Below are 24,762 nucleotides of genomic sequence, written 5' to 3'. Positions count from 1 at the left end.
GATGGCCGACGTGTCGAGGACCGCACCCGCGATCACGCCGCGCCTCCGAAGTGTTGCTTCATCAACTCCGCGACCCTGGCCTCCGCCTCGGCGAACCCCTCCGGGTCGGCGCGCCTCGCCTCCGAAAGATCGCGGTCGAGCAGCACGCGGGCGTGCCGGTGGCGGTCCAGCTTTTCGCGGATCGCGGCCTCAACGAAGGACGACGTGGACCCGGCGAGCTCCTTGATCTGGGCGGCGATCTCGGAGTCGACGGTGACGGTGATGCGTTCCTTGACGCTCATACTTCGAGCATACCAAAGTATGCGTCAGCGGATGAGGAGGTTGACGTCGCCGAACTCATGCCACTTGTACTCCCGCGCCAGCGCCTCGTCGTACACCTCCTCCAGCAGGTCCTCGCCCGCGACCGCGGTCAGCATCCGCAGGTGTGACGAGCGTGGCTCGTGCAGGCCGGTGAGCAGGCCGTCCACCGCGCGTACGCCCTCCTCCGGCGTCACGACGTGTGAGGTCCAGCCGCGTGAGGCCCGTACGAACCCGTCATCGGCGACCGCGGTCTCCAGCGCGCGCACGACCGTCGTGCCGACGGCGATCACCCGGCCGCCCTCCCAGCGCACGTGGTTCACCAGTGTGGCCGTCGGGGCCGGCACGTCGTAGCGCTCGGCGTACGGAGGTTCGTCCTTCTCCGGCGACGCGACGCCCGTGTGGAGGGTGATGGGCGCGATCTGCACGCCGTGGGTCACGAGACGCGTGACGAGCTCGGGGGTGAACGGCCGGCCGGCGCTGGGCATCTCCGCGCTGCCGCCGTCCAGGCCCGGTGTCCCGAAGATCGTCTGGTACGCCGACAGCGGCCAGTCGCGCCCGACGTAGGCGTACCGGATCGGCACGCCATACCGCCGCAGGTACGGGACGACGGCCGTGTCGAGCCGGGCCCGCCACAGCCGTGGCGTCTGCCGGCCCAGCAGCGTGAGCGTCGCGCCGCCCGGCAGCGGGAACCACTCGCCGCACCGGCCACCGTCGTAGGGCACCGTCGCCTCCCCGGTACGCAGCCGCAGCTCCACCAGCCAGGCACCCTCCCCGGACGCGTGCGGAGCGCTGGGCGGCAGGGGGCCGGAGAAGTGCAGCGCGATCCGGTCCAGCCGTACGGCGGCGGGCAGGGTCGGTGAGGTGTTGACCACGAGCAGGTCGCCGGGGCGGAGGAGTTCGGGCAGCCCGGCGAACGGGCGATGCGTCACGCCGTCACGGGTACCGGCCAGGAGCCGGACGGCGTCGCGCCTGGCGGGGGGCTCGTGGGCCTCAAGAGTGGAGGGAAGGGTGAACTCACGCATGGGGATCCCTGACTCGGTGGGCGGCGAGTGCCGCGACGGTGGCGATGACGGCCGTGCAGACGGCACCCGCGTTCAGGCCGGCCGCGTTGACGAGCGCGCCGGCGATGCCGACGGCGAGCGACGAGCCGAGGGTGTCGCTGATCTGCATGGCGGAGGAGTTGGTGCCCTGGGCCGAACTGCCGGACAGGCTGAGGACCTGCACGCTGAGGGCGGGGAAGGCCAGGCCGATGCCCGCGCCGGCGACGATCCAGGCGGGGAGCGTCAGCCAGCCGGAGAGGTGGAAGGACACCGCCACGGCCGCGACGCCGACCGCGTGCAGGCCCGCCCCGGCGACGGCGAACCGAACGCGCGAGGTCCCCGGGAACCGGCCCTGCCACCAGGACCCCGCAGACCAGCCGAGGGCGCCCGCCGTCAGCACGATTCCGGCGGTCGCCGGGCTGAAGCCGTACCTCGTGGTGAGCGCCAGCGGGATGAACGCCTCGGTCCCGGACATGGCGCCGAGCAGCAGGCCGCGCATCGCGACGGCCGTCGGCAGACCACGGCGCAGCCACAGTAGGCCGCGCGGCATGAGCGTGCGCACGCCGTACACGAGTCCGGCGAGACCGGCGACGGCCACGAGCGAGCGGTGGTCGATTCCCCACAGCAAGGTCGCCGCCCCGGCCGAGAGTGCGACCGCGGCGAGCATCCGCCCGCGCGGCATCGTGCCCCGCGTCCGCAGCCCGCGAAGCACCGGGACCAGAGCCAAGGCGGCCGGGACGACCAGCGGCACGATGCCGAGGAACACCCACCGCCAGCCGAGATGCTGGGCGACCAGGCCGCCGATGGAGGGTCCGACGAGTGAGGGCACCACCCACGCGCCCGCCATCGCCGCGAAGATCTTCGGCCGGTACTCCTCCGGGTAGACGCGCGCGACGATGACGTACAGCGGGACGGACGCCAGCCCGGAACCGAACCCCTGGACCGCGCGGCCGCCGACGAACCACGCCATCGTCGGTGCGGTGCCCGCGAGGAGCAGCCCGGCGACGAAGACGGCGAGCCCGGTGAACAGCGGCCGCGCGGGCCCCCGAGCGTCCGCCCAGCCGCCGGAGACCACGTTGGCGACCAGGCCGGCGATGAACACCGCGCTGAACGCCCAGGCGTACAGCGGCAGCCCGTTCAGGTCACGCGCGGCCACGGGCATCGCCGTGCCGACGGCCATCGACTCGAACGCCAGCAGGGCCACGACCGCGACGATGCCGACCGTCGGCATCCGGTACGGCCCGGCCAGCAGGGACGGCGCCCGCGCCGCCGCGGGTGCCTCCTCACGTGCGGGTGCGGTCATGTGTCCTCCTCCGCCGGAGGAACGACGTGTCGAGGCTCTTCGCTCGCGCTCGGTCGTGTGGCCTCGTCGGTCAGGGGGCCGTGTCTGGTCATGACGCCGTGTATCGGCCGCTGGGCGGCCGGTCGCCGATGAGCCTCAGCAACGCGGGCACGGCGGCGTCTTCGGGGCGTGGCGCGGCCGCCACGTCCTCGCCGGCAGCGGCGAGCATCTCGGTCCGCATCTCGCCCGGATCCACCCACCAGACCGACACCCCGGGCTCCTCGGCGGCCAGCACGTTGGAGATCTGTTCCAGCGCCGCCTTCGTCGCGCCGTACCCGCCCCAGCCCTCGTACGGCTCGGCCGCGGCGTCGGAGCTGATGTTGATGATCGCGCCATGGCGTTCCCGCAGGACCGGCAGCACGCCCTGGATCAGCGCCAGCGGCCCGAGTGTGTTGACCGCGAACGCGCGTTCCAGCACGTCCAGCGGGTAGCCGGACAGCGCAGGCAGCGGCGTGGCCCCGAGCGTGCTCGCGTTGTTGACGAGCAGGTCCAGGCCGTCCGCGGCGGCCACAAGCTCGGCCCGGTGGGCGGGGTCGGAGACGTCGCCGGCGATGACCGTGGTCCTGGCGAGTCCGGCGGAGGCCTTGTCGAGAGCGGGCCCGCCACGTGCGTCGAGGACCAGTTCCCAGCCTTCGCGGGCGAGCGCGCCGGCCAGTGCGAGACCGAGCCCGCGGGACGCCCCGGTGATCAGTGCCTTCATGCCCCCGACGCTAGAGCCGCGGACGGCGCTGGGCATCGGCCGTCGGACCTGGCCGGCCTCGGCTGAGAGCCCTAGGACCTGTCTAGGGCACACGGCCGATGGGACCGCGACCGTGGCGGCGGTACCGTCGAGCCGTGGAAGCCGACCGGGACGCCGCACTGCACGCGGTCAGCGCCGCGGTGCTCGCCGTCACGCGGCACCTTTCGGTGCACGAGGTGTTCCAGGTGATCGTGCGGGCCGCCGCGCAGCTTCTCGACGCCCGGTACGCCGCTCTCGGCATACCCGACGACGCGGGCTCGTTCGCGGAGTTCGTGGTGGAGGGCGTCAGCGACGAGCAGTGGGCCAAGATCGGTCCGCTGCCGCGCCAGCACGGGCTGCTCGCGGTGATGCTGCGGGAGGACAAGGTGCAGCGGCTGCGGGACGTCCGCACGGCGCAGGCCTTCGAGGGGTGGCCCGCGGCGCATCCGGTGCTGCGCGACTTTCTCGGCGTGCCGATCCGCGACGGCGAGGACACGCTCGGCATCATCTTCCTGGCCAACAAGCGGCAGGCCGGAGGCTTCACCGCCGATGACGAAGAACGCCTCATCCTGTTCGCCGCGCACGCGGCCATCGCCTTGACCAACGCGCGCCTGTACGAGCGCAACCGCGAGCTGACCGTGATCGAGGAACGCGCCCGGCTGGCACGGGAGCTGCACGACGCGGTCGCGCAGAAGCTGTTCTCCCTGCGGCTGACCGCCGCCGCGGCGCTGGCCGCCAAGGACCCCGCGCCCGAGCTCGAGCGGGTGCAGACACTCGCCAAGGAGGCGCTCGCCGAGCTCCGCGAGGTGATCTTCGAGCTGCGCCCGGCCGAGCTGGAGGGCGACGGGCTGGCCGAGTCGCTCCGCAAGCACGTCCAGGTGCTGGACCGCGTGTGGGGCGCCGGACGCGGGCGCCGTACGGCGGTGCGGTTCGAGGGCGAGGACGTCGCGCTGCCGCCCGAGACGGAGTCCGTGGTGTTCCGCATCGCCCAGGAGGCGCTCTACAACGCGCTGCGCCACGGCGACCCACGTGAGGTGACCGTGGACCTGACGCGGGGTGTGCTGGAAATCCGCGACGACGGCACCGGCTTCGACGTGTCCGCCGACGCGCGGGACGGGCTGGGGCTGGAGTCCATGCGCGAGCGGGCGGCCTCGGTCGGCGCCGCGCTGACGATCGAGTCGTCCGGCTCCGGCACGGTCGTACGCCTGGAGGTGCGGACATGATCCGGGTGCTCATCGCCGATGACCATCCGGTCGTCCGCCAGGGGCTGCGAACGTTCCTCGGCGTACAGGACGACATCGACGTCGTCGGCGAGGCGGCGGACGGCGCGGAGGTCGTCTCGCAGGCCGAGGCGCTCGCGCCGGACGTGATCCTGCTCGACCTGAAGATGCCGGGCGTGGACGGGCTCACGGCGCTGGAGGAGCTGCGCGGCCGCGGCGTCGAGGCGCGGGTGCTCGTGCTCACGAGCGCGAGCGAGCGGGCACGTGTCGTGCCCGTCATACGCGCGGGCGCGGCCGGCTACCTCTACAAGGACGTCGACCCGCAGGCGCTCGTGCAGGCGATCCGCGCGGTGCACGACGGTCACGTGCTGTTCGCCCCGGAGGCGGCGGACGCGATGCTCAGCCCCGAGCGGGGCGACAAGGGCGCGACGGCCCTCACGGCCCGTGAGCGCGAGGTGCTGGTGCAGATCGCCCTCGGCCGTTCGAACCGCGAGATCGCGCGGTCACTCGTCGTGTCGGAAAAGACGGTCAAGACCCACGTTTCGAACATCTTGATGAAGCTCGGCCTGCAGGATCGGACCCAGGCGGCGCTGTACGCGGTGCGTCACGGGCTCGCGGAGCGGTGACTCCACAAATCCACCCTGTGATCCATGAGGCGTAAGTCGCGTCGTTCGAATATGTTGATGAAGCTCAGCAGTCGGCTGAGTGAACCGCACCGCCGAGGACGACATCGGAAATCATATGAGAGTTGCCATTCGCTACGCCGCGGGATCGGATGTCGGCCGTGCCCGCGAGAACAACGAGGACTCGGCGTATGCGGGCCCGTGGCTGCTCGCGGTCGCCGATGGCATGGGCGGACACGTGGGCGGCGAGATCGCCAGCTCGCTCGCGATCCAGGCCCTCTCGTCCATCGACCACGAGGTGCCCCAGGCCAAGCTGGTCGAGGTGGTCGAGCGCGCCGTGCTCGCCGCCAACCAGGCGATCGCCCAAAAGGTCGAGGACGAGCCCGCGCTCCAGTCGATGGGGACCACCTGCACCGCGATGTTGTGGTCGGGTACCCACACCGCACTCGCGCACATCGGTGACTCGCGTGCCTACATGCTGCGCGAGGGGATCCTCTACCAGATCACCGAGGACCACACGCTGGAGAAGATGCTCACCGGCGAGGACGGTGCGGCCCCCCATCTGGCCAACCGCCTGGTCCGCGTGCTCGACGGCAGACCGGAACGCAAGCCGGACCTGTCGCTGCGCGAGGCGCTCCCAGGAGACCGTTACCTCCTGTGCTCCGACGGACTGAGCGGGCCGGTCGACGCCGAGACGATGCATCAGGTGATGACCACCGAGTCCGACCCGGCCGCGGCCGTGGGCGAGCTCATCAGCGCGGCCAACCAGGGAGGCGGGCCGGACAACATCACGGTGATCGTCGTCGACGTCGTCGCGGAGGGCGCGGAGGCGGCCGCACCGATGGTCGTGGGCGCCGCGGAGGACTGAGCCTCCCTTCCCCTGGACCGATCCGAACGCCGAACGGGCGGCGCCCCGACACTTCGCCCGTCCGGCGTGCGGCCTCCCTTAGCGGGTGGCCGGCCGTCGTCGCAAGGTCTCCAGCGGGTTACGTTCTGAAATCTGCCTGGTTTTTTGCTTGACCTGTGCCGGGTTTACTGCGATATACGGGTCCACAGGCCGCATAACAGCACCAAGTGGGAGGGCGAGAGTTTGGACGTGGCACGGGGGCATGGGGTCGCGTCACGAGCCCGAGGTCGGCCGGTCAGTGCGGTGGACCGTATTACCGCTGCCGCGGGCGCCGGCCCACTCGGTGTGATTCTGCGCGTCGGAGCTATGTCCGCCGCGGCGGTATTGGCGTCATTTGTGCATCGAGTCCACGATCCCGGCATACTGTGCCCCATTCGGGCGCTGACCGGAGTCCCCTGCCCCTTCTGTGGCGGTACGACCGTGTTCATGGAGCTGGGGGCGGCTCATCCGGCCAAGGCCCTCGCCGCGAACCCGGTCGTCCTCGCGGGGGCGATCGGTCTGGCAACGGCTCCGCTGGGGTCGGGGCGTCGATGGTGGGCGATCAATCCGCGCACCCGCGCCTGGTTCCTCGGCGTGGTCGTCGCGCTGTCATGGGTCTGGCAGCTTGCCCGGTTCGGGTTTCTGCGGTTCTGAACCACCTACCCCCAAGGGAGATCGCGGAGCCTGGCCCGGCGGACGGGCGTAATTTCGACAAAGGAGAAAGAGCGTGAGCACCCCCTACGACCCGTACGGCCAGGGTCAGCAGCAGCCGGGCTATGGCCAGCAGCCCGGCTACGGGCAGCAGCAGCCGGGGTACGGCCAGCAGCAGCCTGGATACGGTCAGGAGCAGCAGCCTGGATACGGCCAGCAGCAGCCCGGCTATGGTCAGCCGGGATACGGGCAGCAGCAGCCGGGCTATGGCCAGCAGCAGCCCGGTTACGGTCAGGAGCAGCAGCCTGGTTACGGCCAGCAGCAGCCCGGCTATGGTCAGCCGGGATACGGCCAGCAGCAGCCCGGCGGATACGGCCAGGACTATGGGCAGCAGCAGCCGGGATACGGTCAGCAGCCCCCGTACGGTCAGCAGGCGTACTCGCAGCAGGGCTACGGCCCCGGCTACAGCCAGTCCCAGTACGCAGGGTGGGGCTCCCGCTTCGCGGCGGCCCTCCTGGACGGTCTGATCATCTTCATTCCGCTCGGGATCGTGCTGGCGATCATCGGCGCGGTGACCCACAGCGTCGGCCTGACCTACTTCCTCGACTTCCTCGGCTCCATCGCGGGCTTCGGCCTCCTCGGCTACCTGGAGGGCAACTCCGGTCAGACGATCGGCAAGCGCGCGCTCCACATCAAGGTCGTCGACGCGGACACCGGTCAGCTGCTCGGCGCCGGTCGCGGGGTCGGGCGCAAGCTCGCGCACTACATCGACTCGTTCGCCTGCTACATCGGCTGGCTGTGGCCCCTGTGGGACGACAAGAGCCAGACGTTCGCGGACAAGATCTGCCGGGCGATCGTCGTCCAGGACGGCACCTGAGTCTGCTTGAAGCGACAGTGACGCCCGGCGGAGCGATCGGCTCCTCCCGGGCGTCTTTGTCGTTCGAGCCGGATTCGCCGGCCCGTGGCGCCGGTCAGCTCACCGTGTCCAGGACGCTGTTGCACGCCGCGACCTGAGCACGGCGTACGGCGTGATCGAGATCACGCAGGGCCTCCGCGCGGTGGCGTACCTGCGCGGCGGACAGGGTGGCACCCTCGGTGCCCCGCGCCAGGTCGACGACGACCGCGAGGCGGCCGGCCAGCGCCGCCACCCGGTGCGCACGTGCGGGATAGCCCGGGGCCAGGCCGCCGACCTGTTCGTGGTGATGTGAGTCACGCAACGCGCCGAGAGCCTCGGCGATCTCCGGCCGCCACTCCAGGGTGCCGTCGACGGACATGAGCGACTCGGTCGCCTCGCGTACGGCCACGGTCAGGCGATGGTCGGCCTCGGGAAGCAGCGGGGTGTCCGCCACGGCCGACCGCGTCTCGTGCATGGTCCAGCGGGTGCCGACGTAGGACGAGCCGCGCCGGTCCTCGGTCGGGATCAGCCCGAAGGTCTGGTCGCGGATGGTCAGGAGGACGGCCTCTTCGGCCTCGATCGCGGCCGTGTTGAACGCGGGCGGCCCGGTCAGCCCGAGCGGGTCGCCCGGGGCCGGCAGGGCGAGCCGCAGCGCGGACAGCCCGGCCACCCGCAGGGCCGCGAGGGCACCGCGCAACGGCATGTCGCCGGATTCGGCCGGGAGGCCGGCGGCGACATGCGGGCCGTCCAGGCGTTCGACGACATCGACGGCCTCGTCGAGCCCCACGTGGCCGGTCAGCCACGCGTTGCCCCAGGCGACGAGGGCGGCTGAGGGGTGTGTGACTCGCATGCCGACAACCATAAGGCGTCCGAATGCCGTAGGTTCGTGCCGGAGACCCCGTGCGTGCCCGGCGGCCCTGCCGCCTGCGGCTACGTGAGATACCGAAGGGATGCGATGGCCGGCGAGGTACTCAAGCTCAAGGGCGTCGAGATCCGGCGCGAGGGGTCGACGCTGCTGCGCAACATCGACTGGACCGTGCAGGAGGACGAGCGATGGGTGATCATCGGTCCGAACGGCGCGGGAAAGACGACGTTGTTGCAGGTGGCGGGGGCGATGCTGTTCCCGACCTCGGGCAGTGTCGAGATCCTGGGCGAACGCCTCGGCCAGGCCGACGTGTTCGAACTCCGGCCCCGTATCGGGCTGTCCAGCTCGGCGGTGGCCGACAAGGTCCCGGCCGACGAGAAGGTCATCGATCTGGTCCTCACGGCCTCCTACGCGATCATCGGCCGGTGGAAAGAGGAGTATGACTCCACGGATGTAACCCGTGCCGTCGAACTCCTCGACGCGCTCGGCTGCGCGCACCTGATCCGGCGTCGTTTCTCGACGCTTTCCGAAGGTGAGCGCAAGCGCGTGTCCATCGCCCGTGCCCTCATGCCCGACCCGGAGCTGCTGCTGCTCGACGAGCCGGCCGCCGGCCTGGACCTCGGTGGCCGAGAGGACCTCGTGGCACGGCTGACCAGCCTGGCCGTCGACCGTCTCGCGCCGACGATGGCACTCGTCACGCATCACGTCGAAGAGGTGCCCGAGGGGTTCACCCACGCGATGCTGCTGCGCCGTGGCTCGGTCGTCGCCACAGGGAAGGTCGACGAGGTGTTCACCGACCAGCACCTGTCGAAGTGCTTCGGGCTCCCTCTGCAAGTCGAACGGCAAGAGGGGCGCTGGCACGCCCGAGCCATCGCTACGTGATCTCGTTCCGCGCCCGTGAGGCGGCTCGGTGACGCCCCTGCATGCGCTGTTGATCTTCGCTACAGGGCTGGCCGCGGGCTGCATCAACGTGATCGTGGGATCCGGGTCGCTCATCACCTTTCCGGTCCTCATCGCCCTGGGGTACCCACCGGTCGTGGCGAACGTCTCCAACACCGTCGGCCTGGTGCCGGGCTCCGCCTCGGGGGTGTACGGCTACCGGCGTGAGCTGGACGGCCAGCGGACCCGCGTGCTCTGGCTGGGCGCCGCCTCGGCGATCGGCGCGGTCACCGGCGGTCTGCTGCTTCTCGTCCTTCCCGAAGAGACGTTCGAGATCGTCGTGCCGGTGCTGATCGCGCTCGCCTGCGTGCTCGTGGTCATACAGCCGAAGCTCAGCCAGTGGCTCGGGGGCCGGCAGCTACGTCCGCACGGCGGCCCCTGGCTGTGGCTCGGCGTGCTCGCCAGCGGGGTGTACGGCGGCTACTTCGGTGCCGCGCAGGGGGTCATCCTGCTGGGCCTCCTGGCGACCTTCCTCGCCGAGAACCTCCAGCGTGTGAACGCCGTCAAGAACGTCCTGGCGGGCATCGTGAACGCCGCGGCCGCGGTGCTGTTCATCCTCATCGCGCACGTCAACTGGGCCATCGTCGTGTGCATCGCGGTGGGCTCGACGCTCGGCGGCCTGGCGGGAGCCTCGATCGGCCGCCGGCTGCCCCCGATGGCCCTGCGCGTCCTCATCGTGATCGTCGGCGTGACCGCCATCATCAAGCTGGTCTGAGCCGCGCTACCGTTCCGCCCGCAGCCGCAGGATCCGCGCGGACTCCCCGTCGGCCGGCAGGAACGCCTCGAGCCGCAGCTCCGCGAGCGTGACGTCCACGACCGTCGCGAACGAGGTCAGCGTCGTGATCAGCCGTAGCTCACCCTCCTCACAGCGCAGGCGCAGCGGCACCGCGAAGCCGATGTGGCCGGGCCCGTAGGGCATCGGCGGGACGTAGTCCCGCAGCTCGGCGATGAACGCGTCCAGGCGGTCGTCCGGGCTGCGCAGCGCCTGCGCGTTGAGGCCCTCGATGACGTGCCGGCCCCACTCGGAGAGGTTCTCGACGCGGCGCGCCAGGCCGTCCGGATGCAGCGCGAGACGGACGACGTTGACGGGCGGTGCCAGCAGGTGCGCGGCCGCGCCCTCCGTGAGCACGCCGATCGCGGTGTTCGCGGCGACCAGCTCGCCGTAGGGCCGTACGACGAGTGCCGGGTAGGGCAGATGGCCCTCCAGGACGCGGTCGATCGCCTCGCGTACCGGCGCCAGCTCCGGGTCGTCGAGGCGGGACTCCGCGAACACGGGCGCGTAACCCGCGGTGAGCAGCAGGGAGTTGCGCTCGCGCAGGGTCAGCTCCAGTGACTCCGCCAGCCGCAGGACGATGGCTCGGCCGGGCCGGGACCGTCCCTGCTCGATGTAGCTGAGATGACGCTGGGTCGTGCCCGCGCGCAGGGCGAGGTCCAGCTGGCTCCAGCGCCGTACCGTGCGCCATCGCCGCAACTCCTGGGCGAACCCGCCGACCTCCGTCATCGTGACCATGCTCCAGTCGTATCGATCGAGCCGTCGCCCGTCGATACCCCGCACGGTATTGCCCGCAGGCCCGGACGGCTCCGAGCATGGCGTCATGAACGATGTGAAGGCCTACACGAGGGTCGTGCGCACCCATGATGGTGGATCCGCGTTCGAGGACGCCGAGCTCGACCTGACCGAGAGGCGGATCTCCGAGGGCGTGCCGCCGATGTTCACCGGCGGCATGTCCGTCGCCGGCGCCGTGACCTTCCTGCGCAGCGCCGAGTTCGACAGTGACCCGCATCCCGCGCCGGCAGAGCAATGGGTCGTGATGGTGCGCGGCGCGATCGAGGTGCGGGTCAGCGATGGCACCCGACGGCGGTTCGGCCCCGGCGACCTGGTGTTCGTGAGCGACACGACGGGCCGCGGGCACGTCACGGCCGGCGTTGGCGAGCCACCGTTCGAGGCGTTGTTCGTGCCCGCGAACCGGCCCGCCCAACGCTCTCTCGGCCCGGTTGAACACTGCCTTCATGGGGTAATAATCGAATAGACGTTCGAGAAGGGTGTGGCCATGAAGGGCGATCGGGTGGAGGTCATGATCGACGCCGGCGGAGCGACCCGCACGTACGAGGTCGTGGCCACCCGTGCCGGACGCCGCGTCGAGGTCGTCAACCGCCGGGGCGTCGTGGAGGTGACCGAGGTGACCCGCACGGGCACGCCGGTACGCACCGCGCGTTTCATGGCCAGCCGCGTCCTCGCCCTGGTCGAGCACCCCTTCAACGACCGCCGGGACCCCGCCCCGAAACCGTCCGAGGAGTCCTAGGCAAGCTCGCCGATGAACTCCGTGGCAGCCATCGGCTGGGAGAACATCGGAAAGTCGTACTTCAGCGCGTTGTCGTGCTCCTCGGCGGAGGTCGCGGCGAGGCAGTCGGTGAGGGTGACGACCCGGTAGCCGTTCTCGTAGCCGCTGCGCATCGTCGACTCGACGCAGCAGTTGGTGAGGAACCCGCCCAGGGCGATGGTGGTGATGCCCTTGCTGCGCAGGATGAAGTCGAGGTTGGTGCTGGCGAAGGTGTCCAGCCCGCGCTTTCCCTCGATGACGATGTCGCCGTCCACGGGAGCCAGATCGTCGATGATCGCCGCTCCCCAGGACCCCTTGACGAACGCGTTGCCGTCGACGACCCCCTTGAGGATGCCGTACGGGTGCGAGGTGATCTCGTTGTAGCCCTCGGCGAAGGTGATCGGCGCGTGCATCACGGTCGCCCCGGCCGCGCGCGCCGCCTCGGCGACCTTGCGCGTGTTGCCCAGCATCCCGGTGCTGTCCATCACCCCGGACACGGCGCCGTGGAGGACACCGCCTTCGGAGGTGAAGTCGTTCTGGTATTCGATGAGAACGACCGCGGTCGTCTTGGGATCGATCGCCATGTCTCCGCCCTTTCTGCTGCTCACCCGCCATCGGACGCTAATCCGTCCGGCTCGCGTCGGCAAGGTCAGCGGGCGGGGCGTACCTGGATCATGCCGCTTTCGAGGATCCTGGTCTCGAAGGCGGGCTGGCGGCCGGTCGCGGGCCCGTGCACCACGGTGCCGTCGCTGACCTGGAACGTGCTCCCGTGCCAGGGGCAGATCACGCAGATCTCGTCGTCGACCCGGACCATGCGCCCCTGGTGCAGCGGCCCGTCGAGGTGACTGCAGCGGTCGGCGAGGACGTGGACGTCCTCGCCGTAGCGCAGGACGAACAGGCTGATGTAGCCCAGGCTCCGGTGGACCGGCCAGCCCTCGGGCAGCTCGTCCAGCGGGCACAGGTCGTGCCAGCCGAGCGGGCCCAGGTGGGTGATCGACTCGGCGTGGCTGGCGCCAGCACCGAGGCGGAAGGCCAGATGCCCGCCCAGGTAGGTGCCGCCGAAGAGCGCGACGAGGCCCGCGAGGCCCAGGGTCTTGCCCTGGCGGGTACGGCCGCGGACCCGGGCGATCAGTGAGGCGGCGAACAGGCCCGTCGCGGCGACCGTGCCGACCGAGTGTGCGACACCGACGCGCTGCTGCTCGATGTGGAGCGAGGACCAGTCGGCGGCGCCCGTCAGGGCCACCGGGACCGCGCCCGCCAGCCCGACGGCCAGCAGCACCTGGGTGGCGCGCTCGGTGTCCGGCAGGAAGTCCAGGACGGTGGCGGCCATCCAGCAGCCCACCGGGAGATCGGTGAGCGGAGGATGGGCGGGGTGGCCGAGCGGCACCCCGTGAAGGATGTCCTTGAGACGTCCCGGCGGGAGTACGCGGAGTACGGCGCCGGCGAGGCCACGGGCGGGCCGGTCGAGGATGTGAGCGTGCTCGAGGTCCTCGGCGACCTTGAGAGGGCGGGGCACGGTCAGGGACCGGGAGATCCTGCTCACCCGCTGTCGGTTCACCGCACCTCCTCGGATGGCTCTGCTTCGGACACTAGCCTGCCGCCTCGCGCGGGCACCATACGGGGTCCCGTCTACACCGATTTCTACCGTGGATGGGCCTGTGGTGAGGACAATTTCCGGCGACGGGTGGGGTGCCACGAGATGAAGTAAATGAAACGCCTAATACCGGCCGTATCGCGTCAACATCAGGGTCTCGCGTCCCTATCATCTCTCGTTTATCTTTAAAGGGTCGATGCGTGAAATCACCAGCACCGGGGTGGTCGAGATGGGGCGGCTCGAGGCCGAGTTCCCCGGCTGGCGGCTGTGGATCAGTGATACCGGACGATGGTGGGCCTTCCGCACCTCGGCGTGTGCCCTCACCATCGAGCAACTGCGTGCGGGCTGCCGGCTGATCGTGCAGGCGGACACCTCCGACGCTCTTTACTCGGCGATCCGCGCCGCCGAGATCGAGGCCGAGCGGGCCACCGGCCAGCGTGTCTCCTGACCCCGTGCGCCGCCCGTTCTGACTCAAGCCAGAAAGGGACGGCCCAGGATCGGGCCGTCCCTTCCTTGGGGGGTGGGGGAGCTCAGCCGCCGTTGACGCCGAGGCCCTTGGCGACGTTGTCGCCCAGGTCCTTGGAGACGTTGCGCCAGTACTCCACCACGCGCACCTTCATCTCGGCCGTGACCTCCGGCCGTGACGCGTGGCCGACGATGTTGCCCGCGAGGTTGGCGCGGTCGGTGTCGGACAGCACGTTGTCGTACAGGGCACGCGGCTGGCCGTAGTCGTCGTCCTCGGCGTGCAGCGTGTAGGCCGCGCGGACGATCTCACCGGTGACGCCGTAGCTCTCGCCGTCGTACAGCGACGGGTCGGCCTGCGGACCACCGGCGGTGTTCGGCGCGTACACCGGGTCACCGTAGTTCTCGTACCGCATGGCGCCGTCCTTGTTGTAGGAGTGGACGGGCACCTTCGGCCGGTTGACCGGAAGCTGCAGGTAGTTGGGGCCGATCCGGTACCGGTGCGTGTCCGGGTAGGAGAACAGCCGGCCCTGCAGCATCTTGTCCGGGCTCGCGGCGATGCCGGGCACCAGGTTGGCGGGCTCGAACGCCGCCTGCTCGATCTGCGCGAAGTAGTCTTCCGGGTTGCGGTTCAGCGTGAGCCTGCCGATGTTGATCGGCGGATAGTCACTGTGCGGCCAGACCTTCGTCAGGTCGAACGGGTTGAACCGGTAGTCCGCGGCGTGCTCGAACGGCATGACCTGGACCTGTACGGTCCACGTCGGGTGCTCGCTCGCGTTGATCGCGTAGCTGAGGTCGCGGATGTGGAAGTCGCGGTCGAGCGCGGTCTGGGCACCGGCGTCGGCATCGGTGAAGTTCTTGACGCCCTGGTCGGTCTTGAAGTGGTACTTCACCCAGTACTTCTCGCCGCCGGCGTTGACCCACATGAAGGTGTGGCTGCCGTAGCCGTTCATGTGCCGCCAGGAGTACGGCGTGCCGCGGTCCGACATCAGGAAGGTCACCTGGTGCGCGGACTCGGTGCGCAGCGTCCAGAAGTCCCACTGCATGTTGTGGTCGTGCAGGTGGTTGTCCGAGCGGCGCTTCTGGGAGTGGATGAAGTCGGAGAACTTGCTCGGGTCGCGGATGAAGAAGACCGGCGTGTTGTTGCCGACGAGGTCGTAGTTGCCGTCCTCGGTGTAGAACTTCAGCGCGAATCCGCGCGGATCACGCACGGTGTCCGGGAAGCCCAGCTCGCCCGCGACGGAGGAGAACCGCAGCAGCAGGTCGGTGCGGGCCCCCTTCTGAAAAAGCTTCGCCTTGGTGAACTGGCTGACGTCCTCGGTGATCTCCATGAAGCCGAAGGCGCCCCCGCCCTTGGCGTGGACGACGCGCTCAGGAACACGCTCACGGTTGAACTGCGCCATCTTCTGGATCACGTAGTGGTCCTGAAGAAGCAGCGGTCCGTTCGGCCCGACCGAGAGCGAATCGTGATCACTGGGCGCCGGAATGCCGGCGTCAGTGGTGGTGATGGGCCTTTGGTCAGTCATGCGCAAATTCCTCCTTGTGAGCCTGACGGCAGTCAGGGCAGAAACCCCAGAAGGTGACATCGGCCTCGTCCACCAGATATCCGGCGTCATTGGCGGGCTCGAGGCACGGGGCCTCTCCGACTGCGCAGTCGACGTCGGTGAGGCGTCCGCACTCTCGGCAAACGAGGTGATGGTGGTTGTCTCCGACCCGGCACTCGAAGCGCGCCGGGCTTCCCGCGGGCTCGATCCGCCGTACGAGACCCAGCGTGGTGAAGGCATGGAGGGCCTCGTATACGGCCTGGAACGACACGTGGCCGAGCCGGTCGCGTACTCGCGAGGTGACGGCGTCGACGTCCAGATGGTCGCCGGCGCGCACCGTGTCGAGGATGGCGAGCCGGACGGCCGTCACCCTGAGACCGGCCGAGCGAAGCTCGGCGGCGGAGTCGTGCGGGTGATCCTTCACGTCACCCAACGTATGCCCTTAACCTGAATGATTCAAGGGAACGAAAGATATCCGTTTTGTGCGGGCGGCTCCCGCCCTTTCCCGGCCTACAGGGCCCTGACCAGCTGGGATATCTCGTCCTCGGTGTTGTAGTAGTGCACCGACGCGCGTACGCGGGGCGCCGGAGCGGGCCCGCCGTCGTAGCGGTAGACCTGCGCCGACAGCCGTACGTTGATCTTCTGGTGGGCCAGGGCCGTGACCAGATCCGCGGCGGCGTGGCCGTCCCGCGTGAACGTCACGATGCCCGAACGGCGCTTCCCCCGATCACGTACCGTGACGCCGGGAACGTCCTCGAGCGCCGTGCGCAGGCGTACGGCCAGCTCGGTCACCCGCCGCTCGATCACGTCCAGGCCGATCGCCATCGCGTACTCCGCCGCCGCTCCGAGCCCGAGCTGCAGGGCGGCGGAGCGCTCGAAGCTCTCGAACCGCCGGGCGTCGGGGGCCAGCTCGTACGACTCCGGCCCCGTCCACTCCGCACTGCGGTCATCGAGAAACGTCGGCGAGATCCGGTCGAGAGCCTCGCGCCGTACGTAGAGAAAGCCGATGCCGCGCGGCCCGCGCAGGAACTTGCGGCCCGTCCCCGACAGCATGTCGCAGCCGATCTCGTCCACGTCCACCGCGATCTGGCCGATGGACTGACAGGCGTCGACCAGGAAGAGGGCGCCGGCCGAACGCGTCAGCCGTCCGATGTCGGCGACCGGGTTGACCAGCCCGTCGTGGGTCGGGACGTGGTTGACCGCGACCAGCGCCACGTCGTCGTCGAGCGTCGCCCTCAGGGCGTCGAGGGAGACCTGGCCGTGCTCGTCGTCCGGGAGGACCTCCACCTTGATGCCGCGGTCGCGTGCGGCGTGCAGGAGGGCGATCGCGTTGCTGCCGTACTCACTCGCCGAGGTGAGGACGCGCTCGCCCGGCCGGAAGCGAATGCCGTAGAACGCCATGTCCCAGGCGCGGGTGGCGTTCTCGGTGATCGCGATCTCGCTCTGGTCGGCGCCGATGAGCCGGGCCACCGAGTCGTAGGTTCTGGTCAGCCGGTCCATCGCGGCGTCGGCCGCCTCGTACCCCCCGACGCGCGCCTCGGCTTCCAGATGTCCGCGGACCGTGTCCAGAACCGGTCGGGGCTGCAGCGCGGCCCCCGCGTTGTTGAAGTGCACGACCTGTGCGCACCCCGGTGTCTCGGCGCGGACCAGCGCGATGTCGAGCACGAGCGCCTCCCTCGAAATCGTCCAGGAACGTCCGGCAACACGAACGCTATGTGCTCCCGAAGCGCGGTCAAGGCCCCGGACGTGGCATTCTGTGCGATCTACCCGAGGTGGTGAGTGCGATGCGGCGACCATTGCTCCCTGTCGTCCTGGCCGTGGCGACCGGACTGGCCGTGTGCGCGACGGCGTGCAGCGAGAAGAGCGACGCGAAGATGCCGCCGCTCAGCATGACGCCGTCCGTGCCACGGACCCCAGGTTCGACCGCCGAGGCGGCCAAGCAGCCGATCACGATCGCCTTCGCCGGCGACACGCACTTCTACGCCCAGCTCAGCGCCCGGCTGTCCTCGCCGCGCACGGCCCTCGGGCCGACCATCCCGACGCTGAAGGGCGCCGACTTCACGATGGTCAACCTGGAGACGGCCATCACGACGCGTGGCACGAAGGAGCCGAAGGAGTTCAACTTCCGCGCCCCGGCGAGCGCGTTCACCGCGCTGAAGGCGGCCGGCGTCGACGTCGTCTCCATGGCCAACAACCACGGCGTCGACTTCGGCCGGGTCGGCCTGGCCGACTCCCTCGCGGCGATCAAACGGACCGGCTACCCCGTCGTCGGCATCGGCAAGAACGCCGCGGAGGCGTACCGGCCCTACTACGCGACGGTCAAGGACACCAAGCTCGCGGTGATCGGCGCCACACAGGTGCTGGACGACAACCTGATCGCGGGCTGGACGGCCACCAACACCCATGCCGGCCTCGCCTCGGCCAAGAACGCCCCGCGCCTGCTCCAGGAGGTACGCAAGGCGCGGAAGCAGGCCGACGCGGTCATCGTCTTCCTGCACTGGGGACAGGAGATGGAAGCCTGCCCGCTGCCGCGGCAGAAGCACCTGGCGAACCAGCTCGTCCAGGCGGGCGCCGACGTGATCGTCGGTTCACACGCCCACGTCCCCCTCGGGGGCGGGTTCTTCCATGGCCGCTACATCGACTACGGCCTGGGCAACTTCTTCTTCTACGCGGCCAGCGGCCGCACCGCCGACTCCGGAGTCCTCGAGGTGACCCTGAGCGGACGCAAGGTGCTCAAGGCCCAGTGGAAGCCCGCCACGATCTCCGGCGGCATCCCACGCCCGCTCAGCGGCGCCTCACGCACGCAGGCCCTGAAGAAGTGGAACGGGCTGCGCCGCTGCACCGGCCTGACCGCCCGCCCCTGACCGCCCGCCGCTGGCCGCCCGCTCCTGACCGGTCGTGGCGAGGGCGTTTCGGCGCGAGACGCCGCCGCGCACTCGTCGCGATCGGAATAATCGCCGGACATGACCCTGAACCCTACGTTCGTCGACTTCTCCGCCGATCCGCCGCGTACGGCCAATGCCTCCGTCCGCGCGGACGGCGCCGGTGACGCCGGCGGACACTGGATCCTCGACGCGGGCGGAGCCGTGTGGGTGGACTTCGCGGCCGAGACTCCCTCGGACGAGGTGACGATGAAGATCTGCGCGCTGGTGTCGAAGAACGGGTCGTCGTCGGGCCACGCGCCGCTGGACATCCTGGTGAACGGCCAGAGTGTGATCTCCCGTCTCCGGATACCGGGCGGGGGCGACCTGCCGCAGGTGATGACGTTCGCGGTGCCCGGCGAATGGCTGCGATCGGGGCCGAACACGCTCGAGCTGCGCAGCGCCGAGGACTCTCGCGCGATGCTCTGGCTCTACCGGGTGCTGCTGGAGTCCGTCTGGGACCGGGACGCCGCGGAGCGTGCACTGCTGACGGACCACGCGGCGGAGTCGGCCTTCACCTTTGCCACCTACTCCCGTCCTGCCGGTGCGTCGGAATGGCGGGACGGGCCGGAGCTGCGGTTTCAGATCGACGAGGGCCAGGCCGCGGCGCCCGCGGAGCTGAGCTGGCGCGGCTCGGACGGCAGTGAGGCGGCCATCAGCTTCGCGGGCGAGATGACCGGTTTCCTCGGCCATGTGCGTACCCCCGGTGGAGCCTGGCTGCAGTTCCGGGGCGATCTGACCGAGCGCCGCGAACACCTCGATGGATCCGCGCGGCGGTTCGAGACCGAGGTCCACTGGGGCGGGGACTGGCATCGGTCGGGCGAGCTGTCCGTGTTCCTCGACACCGGTTCCGGGCCGGTCGAGCGGGTCGGCTGGCGGGACCAGCGGGGCAACACGGCCTCGATCGGGCTGACCCACGACGGAGCGTCGTTCACCGGGTATGCCCAGCGGGTCAACGAGGGCCCGATCGGATACCGCGGGGAGATCGTGGGCGGCACGCGCTAAGGCGCCTCGGCGATCAGGTCGCGGTACCAGGCGTACGAGGCTCTCGGTGTGCGGCGCTGGGTCTCGTAGTCCACGTGGACCAGGCCGAACCTCGGGCCGTAGCCCTCCGCCCACTCGAAGTTGTCCAGCAGCGACCAGACGTAGTACCCCCCTACGTCCACGCCGGCCTCCATCGCCGCCCGTACCGCGTCGACGTGGCCGGACAGGTAGTCGATGCGGGGCTGGTCGTCGAGTGACTCATCGTAGGAACAGCCGCTCTCGGTGATCTGGATCGGCGGCAGCGCGGCGCCGTACCGGGTGCGCAGCGTCAGCAGCAGGCGGCGCAGGGCGTCCGGGACGACCGGCCAGCCCATGCCGGTCAGCGGGGCTCCCGGCACCTCGGTCATGGTGAACGGCAGGGGCTCTTCCGCACCGGCCGCGGCGACGCCCACGGGGCTGTAGTAGTTGACGCCGAGCACGTCGATGGGCGCGACGATGGTCGCGAGGTCGCCGTCGCGTACGTGGGGCAGGTCCACGCCGAGGTCCGGATAGGCGCCGCGCAGAAGCGGGTCGGTGAACTGCCAGTTCAGCAGGTTGTCGAACGCCTCTGCCGCGGCGAGGTCCTCCGGCCGGTCGCTCGCCGCCTGTGCGGGGGTGTAGTTGTTCGCGATGCCGATCCGACGTGCGCCGGCGGTGCGCAGGGCGGTGGTCGCCAGGCCGTGGCCGAGCAGCTGGTGGTGCGCGGTCGGCAACGCGCCGAGCATCAGTGTCAGGCCCGGCGCGTGCGTCCCGAAGGCGTAGCCGTACGCCATCACGACCATCGGCTCGTTCAGCGTGATCCACAGGGAGACCCGGTCGGCGAGGCGCTCGGCGACGATCGCGGCGTAGTCGGCGAAGCGGGCGGCGGTGTCGCGGTTCATCCAGCCGCCTGCGTCCTCCAGCGGCTGTGGAAGGTCCCAGTGGAACAGGGTGGGCACGGCGGCAAGGCCGCGTGAGGCCAGGCCGTCCACGAGCCTGTCGTAGAAGTCCAGCCCCTTCGCGTTGACCGCTCCGGTCCCCGAGGGCTGGACTCTCGGCCAGGCGATGGAGAACCGGTACGCACGCGCGCCCAGGCTGGCGATCAGGTCGAGGTCCTCTGACCAGCGGTGATAGTGGTCGCACGCGACGTCGGCGTTGGCGCCACCGTGGACCCTCCCCGGCTCGCGGCAGAACGTGTCCCAGGTCGACACGCCACGGCCGTCCGAGCCGGTCGCCCCCTCGATCTGGAAGGCGGACGTGGCGACGCCCCATTGAAAGTTGGACGGAAACGCCTTGACCGGAGTCATCGTCATCTCTCAGAAATGTAAGGAGGATTCGGATCCTACGGGGCGCGCATGTACTCGGAAAAGGCATAGTTGTACAAGTGACGACGGATACTTCGGCGCTGCGCCGACGGCCTGCCCAGCGGCGGAGCGCCGAACGCGTGCAGCGCATGCTGGACGCGTGTGCCGAGATTCTCGACGAGAACGGCTACGACGGCCTGTCCACGACGAAGGTCGCGCAGCGCGCGGATGTCGCGATCGGGTCGGTTTACCAGTTCTTCCCCGACAAGCGCGCGATCGCGCAGGAGCTGGCTCTGCGCAACCTGGAGATGTTCGGCGAGCGGGTGGCGCACGGCCTCGCCGAGGGTGACTTCGCGCACTGGTACGACGCGGTCGGCACGGTCATCGACACCTTCGTCGACATGCACCGCACCGTGCCGGGCTTTCGCGTGCTGCGCTTCGGCGACATCGCCGACGTGCGCCTGCTCGACGCCGGCGAGGAGAACAACGCGGTGGTCGCGGACCGGCTGCGGGCCCTGCTCGTCGACGCGTTCGCGGTACCCGACACGGGTGAGCTGGCCCGCGCGCTCGCGGTCGCCGTGGAGGCCGCCGACGCTGTGCTCAAGCTCGCCTTCCGCGACGTACGCGACGGGGATCCCGCGCTGCTCGCCGAGGTGGAGCGGCTGATCACCGGATACCTGGCCCATCACTTCGAGGCCGACGGCCCGGCGGGCGGCGCGGGTTCCCGCGAGACTCCCTAACGCCGGGCGAGCCGCCAGGCGAATGGGAGCAGGCCGGCGGCGAGCAGCACCTTCAGCACGTCGCCGACGAGGAACGGCCGCACGCCCATCGACAGGGCGGCGCCCAGGTCCGAGTGGGTCATGGCCATCAGCCACGGCACGCCGACCACATAGATGAGCAGCGTGCCGAGCGCCATCGTGGCGACCGTGGCCGGCGGCGACCGGTCACCGCCGCGGGCGGCCAGGGCACCGACGACCGCACCGGCCAGTGCGAACCCGAGCACGTAGCCGAAGGACGCGAAATGCCAGCCGGAGGCGCCCTGGGCGAACCACGGCACGCCCAGCACACCGGTCAGCGCGTACAGGGCCATGGCGAGGACGGAACGGTTCAGCCCGAGCGCGGCGCCCGACAGCAGGACGGCGAACGTCTGGCCGCTCACCGGCACCGGGGTGCCCGGCACCGGCACACTGATCTGCGCGGCCACGCCGACGAAGACGGCCGCGCCGGCGACGAGCGTGATGTCCCGTACCAGCCGGCCCGGGACGAGGTCGCCGAGCACCGCCGGGCGCGCCACTGCAGCCTGGGTGTTGGACACGTGAAGCCTTCCTCTCAAGGGGGTGACCAGGCGATTGTCCCTTTTGTCCAACTACGGGCGTGTGAGGGGGCACGCCAAAGATCGGCCCTGACCTTTGTACGGCCGGCAGGGAAGCCGCAGGGGCGAGGCGTCAGGGCGTGCGGCAGTCGTGGGCCTCGAGCCGGGCCTTGGCGACCTCGTACGGCGTCTGCGGGTGGCCGTCGCGGTACACGCTGGGCCGCCCGAACTCCTCCGCGTGACCGCAGCGCGGGCAGACGAGCTCCGCGACCCCGGGCCGGTCGAGGGCCACCGCGTGCTTGGAGATCACCGGCCAGCTGTTGAAGTGCCCCGTGACGCCCGTCTCCTCCGCCGCGACCTGCCCGATGCACGTGACGGCCACAAAGCCCCCTGCCGACGCCGCGATCGCGATGCCGGTCAGGACCGGGCCTCCGCCGAGGACGAGGAGCAGGATGAAGCCGAGCAGACCCACGACGAAGATCGCGAGACTGACGTAGGTGATGGTCCGCCAGCGTTTCTGCCGGGCCCTCGCGGCCTGGGCGCTGTGCACGGAGTACGTTAGCGACTTCTTGCACACCTTGCACCGGACCGAACGCTGGAATGCGGGCTGCCCGTCGTCCGGGCGCTTCACCACCCGGGGCTGGGCTCGGTATCGCCAGGAGGCGGTGCTCGCCGCGGACGGCCGCCCCCAGAAGTTCGTCCGATGGGAGACCAGCGCCTGCTGTCTCTGTTCGATGCGTGGCGCCATGCCCGGCTCCTCGGTCTTCGCCGCGATTGCCGAGATTCTGCGCAGAGGCCCGAGATCAGGTCAAGAGGGGGTAAAAAGTCAGAGCCGGCCCTGGTGCTGGGCGGTCGGTAAGGCCTGGATGCGGTCGCGGCCGAGGTCTTGCGGATCGCCGCGGTCAGCCATTCCCACCTCGGCCGCGCAGCGTCGTACGCCGCATGAGGATCCGCCGCATGGCGCCGTACCCGCAGTCGAAGCGGTCGGCGACCTGCCGGATGGACCAGCCCTGGCCGTAGAGGCGTACGGCGTCCTGCTCGCGGCGCTCGCGGCCGGGGTCCGCGATGCTCGCGGCCTCGCCGTACGCGCGGACGTCGGCGCGGCGGTAGCGCCGATGGCCGCCGGCGGTGCGGATCGCCGGTTCGAGCGCTCCGACGCGTGCCCACGAGCCGAGGGTCGCCACGCGGACGCCGAGCATCCGTGCGGCCTCGCGCGGGGTGAGGAGGTCGTCGTCCGATGACATGCCTGCCTTAGCCGCCCTGCCTGGTCGCGACCTCGAACCAGACCGTCCGGCCGCCCTCGCCGGAGGTGCCCCAGCGCCCTCCGCTGAGCAGGTCGACCAGGTGCAGCCCCCGCCCGTTGACCGCGCCCGGATCGTCGCCGATCAAGTGCGGAACCTTCGTGGCCGAACCCGCGTCGGTGACCTCGACACGAATCACGTCGCCGATGGCGGAAACGACGAGCGTGATCGTCCCTGGGGCGCCATGACGTCCGGAGTCGGAATGGCGAATCGAATTGGTCACCGCCTCGCATGCGAGCAGCACGACATCGTCGATGATTGCCGCGTGGTCGTCGGCGATTAATTTGTGCAGCCAGTGTCGCGTGGGCGCGACCTCCGCAGGTAGGGCCACGATGTCTCGTACGCCCAGAATGACGGCGGTCATGGAAATCCTCCATTCTGGTGGGGAGACCGTCACGTTGTGTGATTGAGTGAAGCAGCGAAAGAAGGCGTTGTGCAAGCCTTCACATGGAGTATGTGGAAACGATCACGCAATTGGCGAATTGCATTGCGAAACGAGCGCTCGAAGTCTTTCAAAACGAGTGCAAGACCTCCCCGGAATCAGTGAGAGGCGGATCCGATGACGGACGGACCCACGGGCTCGACGGTGCCGCGCAGACAGCTCGGCCGGCACCTGCGCGAGCTGCGCAACCGGTCACGGCTCACCGTGCGAACGGCGGCGCGGGAACTCGAATGGTCCGAGACCAAGCTCTGGCGCATCGAGACCGGCCAGACGTCGCTCCGCAGCCTCGACGTCGAAGCGATGTGCCGGATCTACGGCGCACCACCGGACGTCACCGCCCTGATGGCTCTGGCGAAGGAGACCAAAGCCCGAGGCTGGTGGCACTCGTACGGCGATGTGATCCGCGACAGCCTGGATCTGTATCTCGGCTTGGAGGACGCCGCATCGGAGCTCTCCTGGTACACGTCCGAACTGGTACCGGGACTCCTCCAGACACGCGACTATGCGCGAGCGCTGATCCGGGCCCACTACGCGCAAGCGAGTGAGGAGGACATCGAACGTCTGGTCCAGGTGCGTATCGCACGCCAGTCGCTGCTCACCAGAACCACCGCCGCGCCGATCGTGAGGGTAGCGTTCAACGAAGCAGTCCTACGTCGTGCGGTCGGTGGCGAGGAGGTGATGGCAGGCCAGCTCGAACGACTCATCGTGATGACGAAACATCCGAACGTGTCCCTCCGCGTCGTCCCCTTCGAAACGGGCTTCCACGATGGGCTCCTGTCCGGGCCGTTCGTCATGATGCGTTTCCCGAGCGCAGGCGATGGTCGAGCGATAGAGCCGCCCACGGTCTACGTGGACGGCTTCACCGGTGCCTTGTATCTCGACAAACCCGAGGAGATCAAGCGCTACGCCGGGGCCTTCGATGCCATCTGGTCGTCAGCGCTCAACGAGGCACGAACCATGGGTTTTCTGCATGGGGCCGCAAGGGAGTTCAGAACGTGAAGGACATGACGGAGTGGCGAAAGAGCAGCCGCAGCAATGGTGGCGGCGAGTGCGTCGAGGTGGCCGTCGTTACGGACTGAC

31 protein-coding genes are annotated in these 24,762 nt (G+C 70.0%); 15 read left to right on the top strand and 16 right to left on the bottom strand.

The genetic code is table 11. The features are described from left to right. Window positions 1-32: 32 nt before the first annotated feature. The 4 genes from FB559_RS14460 to FB559_RS14445 all read right to left on the bottom strand — a co-directional run bounded on the left by FB559_RS14460 (window position 33) and on the right by FB559_RS14445 (window position 3,382). Window positions 33-281 carry a type II toxin-antitoxin system CcdA family antitoxin gene (locus FB559_RS14460; RefSeq protein ID WP_141956100.1) on the bottom strand — a complete coding sequence of 83 codons (249 nt, stop codon included), beginning with the start codon at window positions 279-281 and terminating at the stop codon, window positions 33-35. Window positions 282-305: 24 nt separating this feature from the next. Next, a complete protein-coding gene (locus tag FB559_RS14455) occupies window positions 306-1,322 on the bottom strand; it encodes an S-adenosylmethionine:tRNA ribosyltransferase-isomerase (RefSeq protein WP_141956099.1) in 1,017 nt (338 codons plus the stop codon). Then, complete coding sequence (locus tag FB559_RS14450; RefSeq protein ID WP_141956098.1) at window positions 1,315-2,643, bottom strand: MFS transporter; 1,329 nt, start codon at window positions 2,641-2,643, stop codon at window positions 1,315-1,317. Before FB559_RS14450 ends, FB559_RS14455 begins: the two co-directional genes overlap by 8 nt. Before the next feature lie 88 nt (window positions 2,644-2,731). Next, window positions 2,732-3,382, bottom strand: a complete 651-nt coding sequence (locus FB559_RS14445; protein WP_141956097.1) for an SDR family NAD(P)-dependent oxidoreductase — start codon at window positions 3,380-3,382, stop codon at window positions 2,732-2,734. Between the two features lie 134 nt (window positions 3,383-3,516). On the opposite strand from FB559_RS14445, the gene FB559_RS14440 reads away from it, so the two are divergent. The 5 genes from FB559_RS14440 (at window position 3,517) to FB559_RS14420 (ending at window position 7,657) form a co-directional block, all read left to right on the top strand. Further along, complete coding sequence (locus FB559_RS14440) at window positions 3,517-4,623, top strand: GAF domain-containing sensor histidine kinase (protein WP_246121590.1); 1,107 nt, start codon at window positions 3,517-3,519, stop codon at window positions 4,621-4,623. Then, window positions 4,620-5,246: a response regulator gene (locus FB559_RS14435; RefSeq protein WP_141956095.1), complete on the top strand. Its 627-nt coding sequence runs from the start codon at window positions 4,620-4,622 to the stop codon at window positions 5,244-5,246. The genes FB559_RS14440 and FB559_RS14435 overlap by 4 nt, the downstream gene beginning before the upstream one ends. 115 nt (window positions 5,247-5,361) lie before the next feature. Next, on the top strand, window positions 5,362-6,111 hold the full coding sequence (locus FB559_RS14430) for a PP2C family protein-serine/threonine phosphatase (RefSeq protein ID WP_141956094.1): 750 nt from the start codon (window positions 5,362-5,364) through the stop codon (window positions 6,109-6,111). Window positions 6,112-6,456: 345 nt separating this feature from the next. Then, the gene (locus tag FB559_RS46210; protein WP_141956093.1) at window positions 6,457-6,783 is read left to right on the top strand and encodes a DUF2752 domain-containing protein; all 327 of its coding nucleotides are present in this window, start codon (window positions 6,457-6,459) and stop codon (window positions 6,781-6,783) included. Window positions 6,784-6,856: 73 nt separating this feature from the next. Continuing rightward, window positions 6,857-7,657 carry an RDD family protein gene (locus FB559_RS14420; protein WP_141956092.1) on the top strand — a complete coding sequence of 267 codons (801 nt, stop codon included), beginning with the start codon at window positions 6,857-6,859 and terminating at the stop codon, window positions 7,655-7,657. A gap of 94 nt (window positions 7,658-7,751) precedes the next feature. On the opposite strand, the gene FB559_RS14415 is transcribed toward FB559_RS14420, so the two are convergent. Beyond that, on the bottom strand, window positions 7,752-8,525 hold the full coding sequence (locus tag FB559_RS14415; RefSeq protein WP_141956091.1) for a hypothetical protein: 774 nt from the start codon (window positions 8,523-8,525) through the stop codon (window positions 7,752-7,754). A 105-nt stretch (window positions 8,526-8,630) separates the two neighbouring features. Between FB559_RS14415 and FB559_RS14410 the strand changes: the two genes are divergently transcribed. Continuing rightward, a complete protein-coding gene (locus FB559_RS14410; RefSeq protein WP_141956090.1) occupies window positions 8,631-9,422 on the top strand; it encodes an ABC transporter ATP-binding protein in 792 nt (263 codons plus the stop codon). A 28-nt stretch (window positions 9,423-9,450) separates the two neighbouring features. Further along, window positions 9,451-10,194 carry a sulfite exporter TauE/SafE family protein gene (locus tag FB559_RS14405; RefSeq protein WP_141956089.1) on the top strand — a complete coding sequence of 248 codons (744 nt, stop codon included), beginning with the start codon at window positions 9,451-9,453 and terminating at the stop codon, window positions 10,192-10,194. Between the two features lie 6 nt (window positions 10,195-10,200). Here FB559_RS14405 and FB559_RS14400 read toward each other — a convergent pair whose 3' ends face one another. Further along, entirely contained in the window at window positions 10,201-10,989 is a 789-nt protein-coding gene (locus FB559_RS14400) for a helix-turn-helix domain-containing protein (RefSeq protein WP_141956088.1), read from the bottom strand. Here FB559_RS14400 and FB559_RS14395 point away from each other — a divergent pair. Beyond that, complete coding sequence (locus FB559_RS14395) at window positions 10,982-11,509, top strand: cupin domain-containing protein (RefSeq protein WP_141956087.1); 528 nt, start codon at window positions 10,982-10,984, stop codon at window positions 11,507-11,509. The genes FB559_RS14400 and FB559_RS14395 overlap by 8 nt on opposite strands. Window positions 11,510-11,530: 21 nt before the next feature. After that, complete coding sequence (locus FB559_RS14390) at window positions 11,531-11,782, top strand: hypothetical protein (protein ID WP_141956086.1); 252 nt, start codon at window positions 11,531-11,533, stop codon at window positions 11,780-11,782. Here FB559_RS14390 and FB559_RS14385 read toward each other — a convergent pair. Continuing rightward, window positions 11,779-12,408: a cysteine hydrolase family protein gene (locus FB559_RS14385; protein WP_221640027.1), complete on the bottom strand. Its 630-nt coding sequence runs from the start codon at window positions 12,406-12,408 to the stop codon at window positions 11,779-11,781. The genes FB559_RS14390 and FB559_RS14385 overlap by 4 nt on opposite strands. Before the next feature lie 41 nt (window positions 12,409-12,449). Next, window positions 12,450-13,358, bottom strand: a complete 909-nt coding sequence (locus tag FB559_RS14380) for a Rieske (2Fe-2S) protein (protein WP_141956085.1) — start codon at window positions 13,356-13,358, stop codon at window positions 12,450-12,452. Window positions 13,359-13,590: 232 nt separating this feature from the next. Here FB559_RS14380 and FB559_RS14375 point away from each other — a divergent pair, with 232 nt between their 5' ends. After that, on the top strand, window positions 13,591-13,842 hold the full coding sequence (locus FB559_RS14375) for a hypothetical protein (protein ID WP_141956084.1): 252 nt from the start codon (window positions 13,591-13,593) through the stop codon (window positions 13,840-13,842). Between the two features lie 82 nt (window positions 13,843-13,924). Here FB559_RS14375 and FB559_RS14370 read toward each other — a convergent pair whose 3' ends face one another. The 3 genes from FB559_RS14370 to FB559_RS14360 form a co-directional block, all read right to left on the bottom strand. Further along, complete coding sequence (locus tag FB559_RS14370; RefSeq protein WP_141956083.1) at window positions 13,925-15,382, bottom strand: catalase; 1,458 nt, start codon at window positions 15,380-15,382, stop codon at window positions 13,925-13,927. Beyond that, window positions 15,375-15,833 (bottom strand): Fur family transcriptional regulator, encoded by a 459-nt coding sequence (locus FB559_RS14365; protein WP_425455064.1) that lies wholly within the window; start codon window positions 15,831-15,833, stop codon window positions 15,375-15,377. Before FB559_RS14365 ends, FB559_RS14370 begins: the two co-directional genes overlap by 8 nt. A gap of 77 nt (window positions 15,834-15,910) precedes the next feature. Further along, on the bottom strand, window positions 15,911-17,065 hold the full coding sequence (locus FB559_RS14360; protein WP_246121587.1) for an aminotransferase class V-fold PLP-dependent enzyme: 1,155 nt from the start codon (window positions 17,063-17,065) through the stop codon (window positions 15,911-15,913). 119 nt (window positions 17,066-17,184) lie between these two features. On the opposite strand from FB559_RS14360, the gene FB559_RS14355 reads away from it, so the two are divergent. After that, complete coding sequence (locus FB559_RS14355) at window positions 17,185-18,264, top strand: CapA family protein (protein ID WP_141956080.1); 1,080 nt, start codon at window positions 17,185-17,187, stop codon at window positions 18,262-18,264. Window positions 18,265-18,363: 99 nt separating this feature from the next. Continuing rightward, a complete protein-coding gene (locus tag FB559_RS14350; protein ID WP_141956079.1) occupies window positions 18,364-19,326 on the top strand; it encodes a hypothetical protein in 963 nt (320 codons plus the stop codon). Here FB559_RS14350 and FB559_RS14345 read toward each other — a convergent pair. Beyond that, window positions 19,323-20,636: a GH1 family beta-glucosidase gene (locus tag FB559_RS14345; RefSeq protein ID WP_141956078.1), complete on the bottom strand. Its 1,314-nt coding sequence runs from the start codon at window positions 20,634-20,636 to the stop codon at window positions 19,323-19,325. The genes FB559_RS14350 and FB559_RS14345 overlap by 4 nt on opposite strands. Before the next feature lie 140 nt (window positions 20,637-20,776). Here FB559_RS14345 and FB559_RS14340 point away from each other — a divergent pair, with 140 nt between their 5' ends. Next, window positions 20,777-21,367 carry a TetR/AcrR family transcriptional regulator gene (locus FB559_RS14340; RefSeq protein WP_141961689.1) on the top strand — a complete coding sequence of 197 codons (591 nt, stop codon included), beginning with the start codon at window positions 20,777-20,779 and terminating at the stop codon, window positions 21,365-21,367. Here the strand turns inward: FB559_RS14340 and FB559_RS14335 are convergent. The 4 genes from FB559_RS14335 to FB559_RS14320 all read right to left on the bottom strand — a co-directional run bounded on the left by FB559_RS14335 (window position 21,364) and on the right by FB559_RS14320 (window position 23,679). Next, the gene (locus tag FB559_RS14335; RefSeq protein ID WP_221640026.1) at window positions 21,364-21,942 is read right to left on the bottom strand and encodes a biotin transporter BioY; all 579 of its coding nucleotides are present in this window, start codon (window positions 21,940-21,942) and stop codon (window positions 21,364-21,366) included. The genes FB559_RS14340 and FB559_RS14335 overlap by 4 nt on opposite strands. Before the next feature lie 130 nt (window positions 21,943-22,072). Next, on the bottom strand, window positions 22,073-22,687 hold the full coding sequence (locus FB559_RS14330) for a hypothetical protein (protein WP_141956077.1): 615 nt from the start codon (window positions 22,685-22,687) through the stop codon (window positions 22,073-22,075). Window positions 22,688-22,841: 154 nt separating this feature from the next. Next, window positions 22,842-23,183 (bottom strand): helix-turn-helix domain-containing protein, encoded by a 342-nt coding sequence (locus FB559_RS46205; RefSeq protein ID WP_141956076.1) that lies wholly within the window; start codon window positions 23,181-23,183, stop codon window positions 22,842-22,844. Between the two features lie 7 nt (window positions 23,184-23,190). After that, complete coding sequence (locus FB559_RS14320; protein ID WP_141956075.1) at window positions 23,191-23,679, bottom strand: ATP-binding protein; 489 nt, start codon at window positions 23,677-23,679, stop codon at window positions 23,191-23,193. Between the two features lie 120 nt (window positions 23,680-23,799). Between FB559_RS14320 and FB559_RS14315 the strand changes: the two genes are divergently transcribed. Next, window positions 23,800-24,681, top strand: coding sequence for a helix-turn-helix domain-containing protein (locus FB559_RS14315; RefSeq protein WP_141956074.1), 882 nt, complete (start codon window positions 23,800-23,802; stop codon window positions 24,679-24,681). A gap of 5 nt (window positions 24,682-24,686) precedes the next feature. After that, window positions 24,687-24,761, top strand: a complete 75-nt coding sequence (locus FB559_RS46700; protein ID WP_141961687.1) for a DUF397 domain-containing protein — start codon at window positions 24,687-24,689, stop codon at window positions 24,759-24,761. Window position 24,762 lies beyond the last annotated feature (1 nt).

The organism is Actinoallomurus bryophytorum (genome assembly GCF_006716425.1).
Classification (GTDB): Bacteria; Actinomycetota; Actinomycetes; order Streptosporangiales; family Streptosporangiaceae; genus Actinoallomurus; species Actinoallomurus bryophytorum.
The sequence above is the reverse complement of the archived record's forward strand: the minus strand, read 5'-3'. Positions and strand labels throughout refer to the sequence as shown.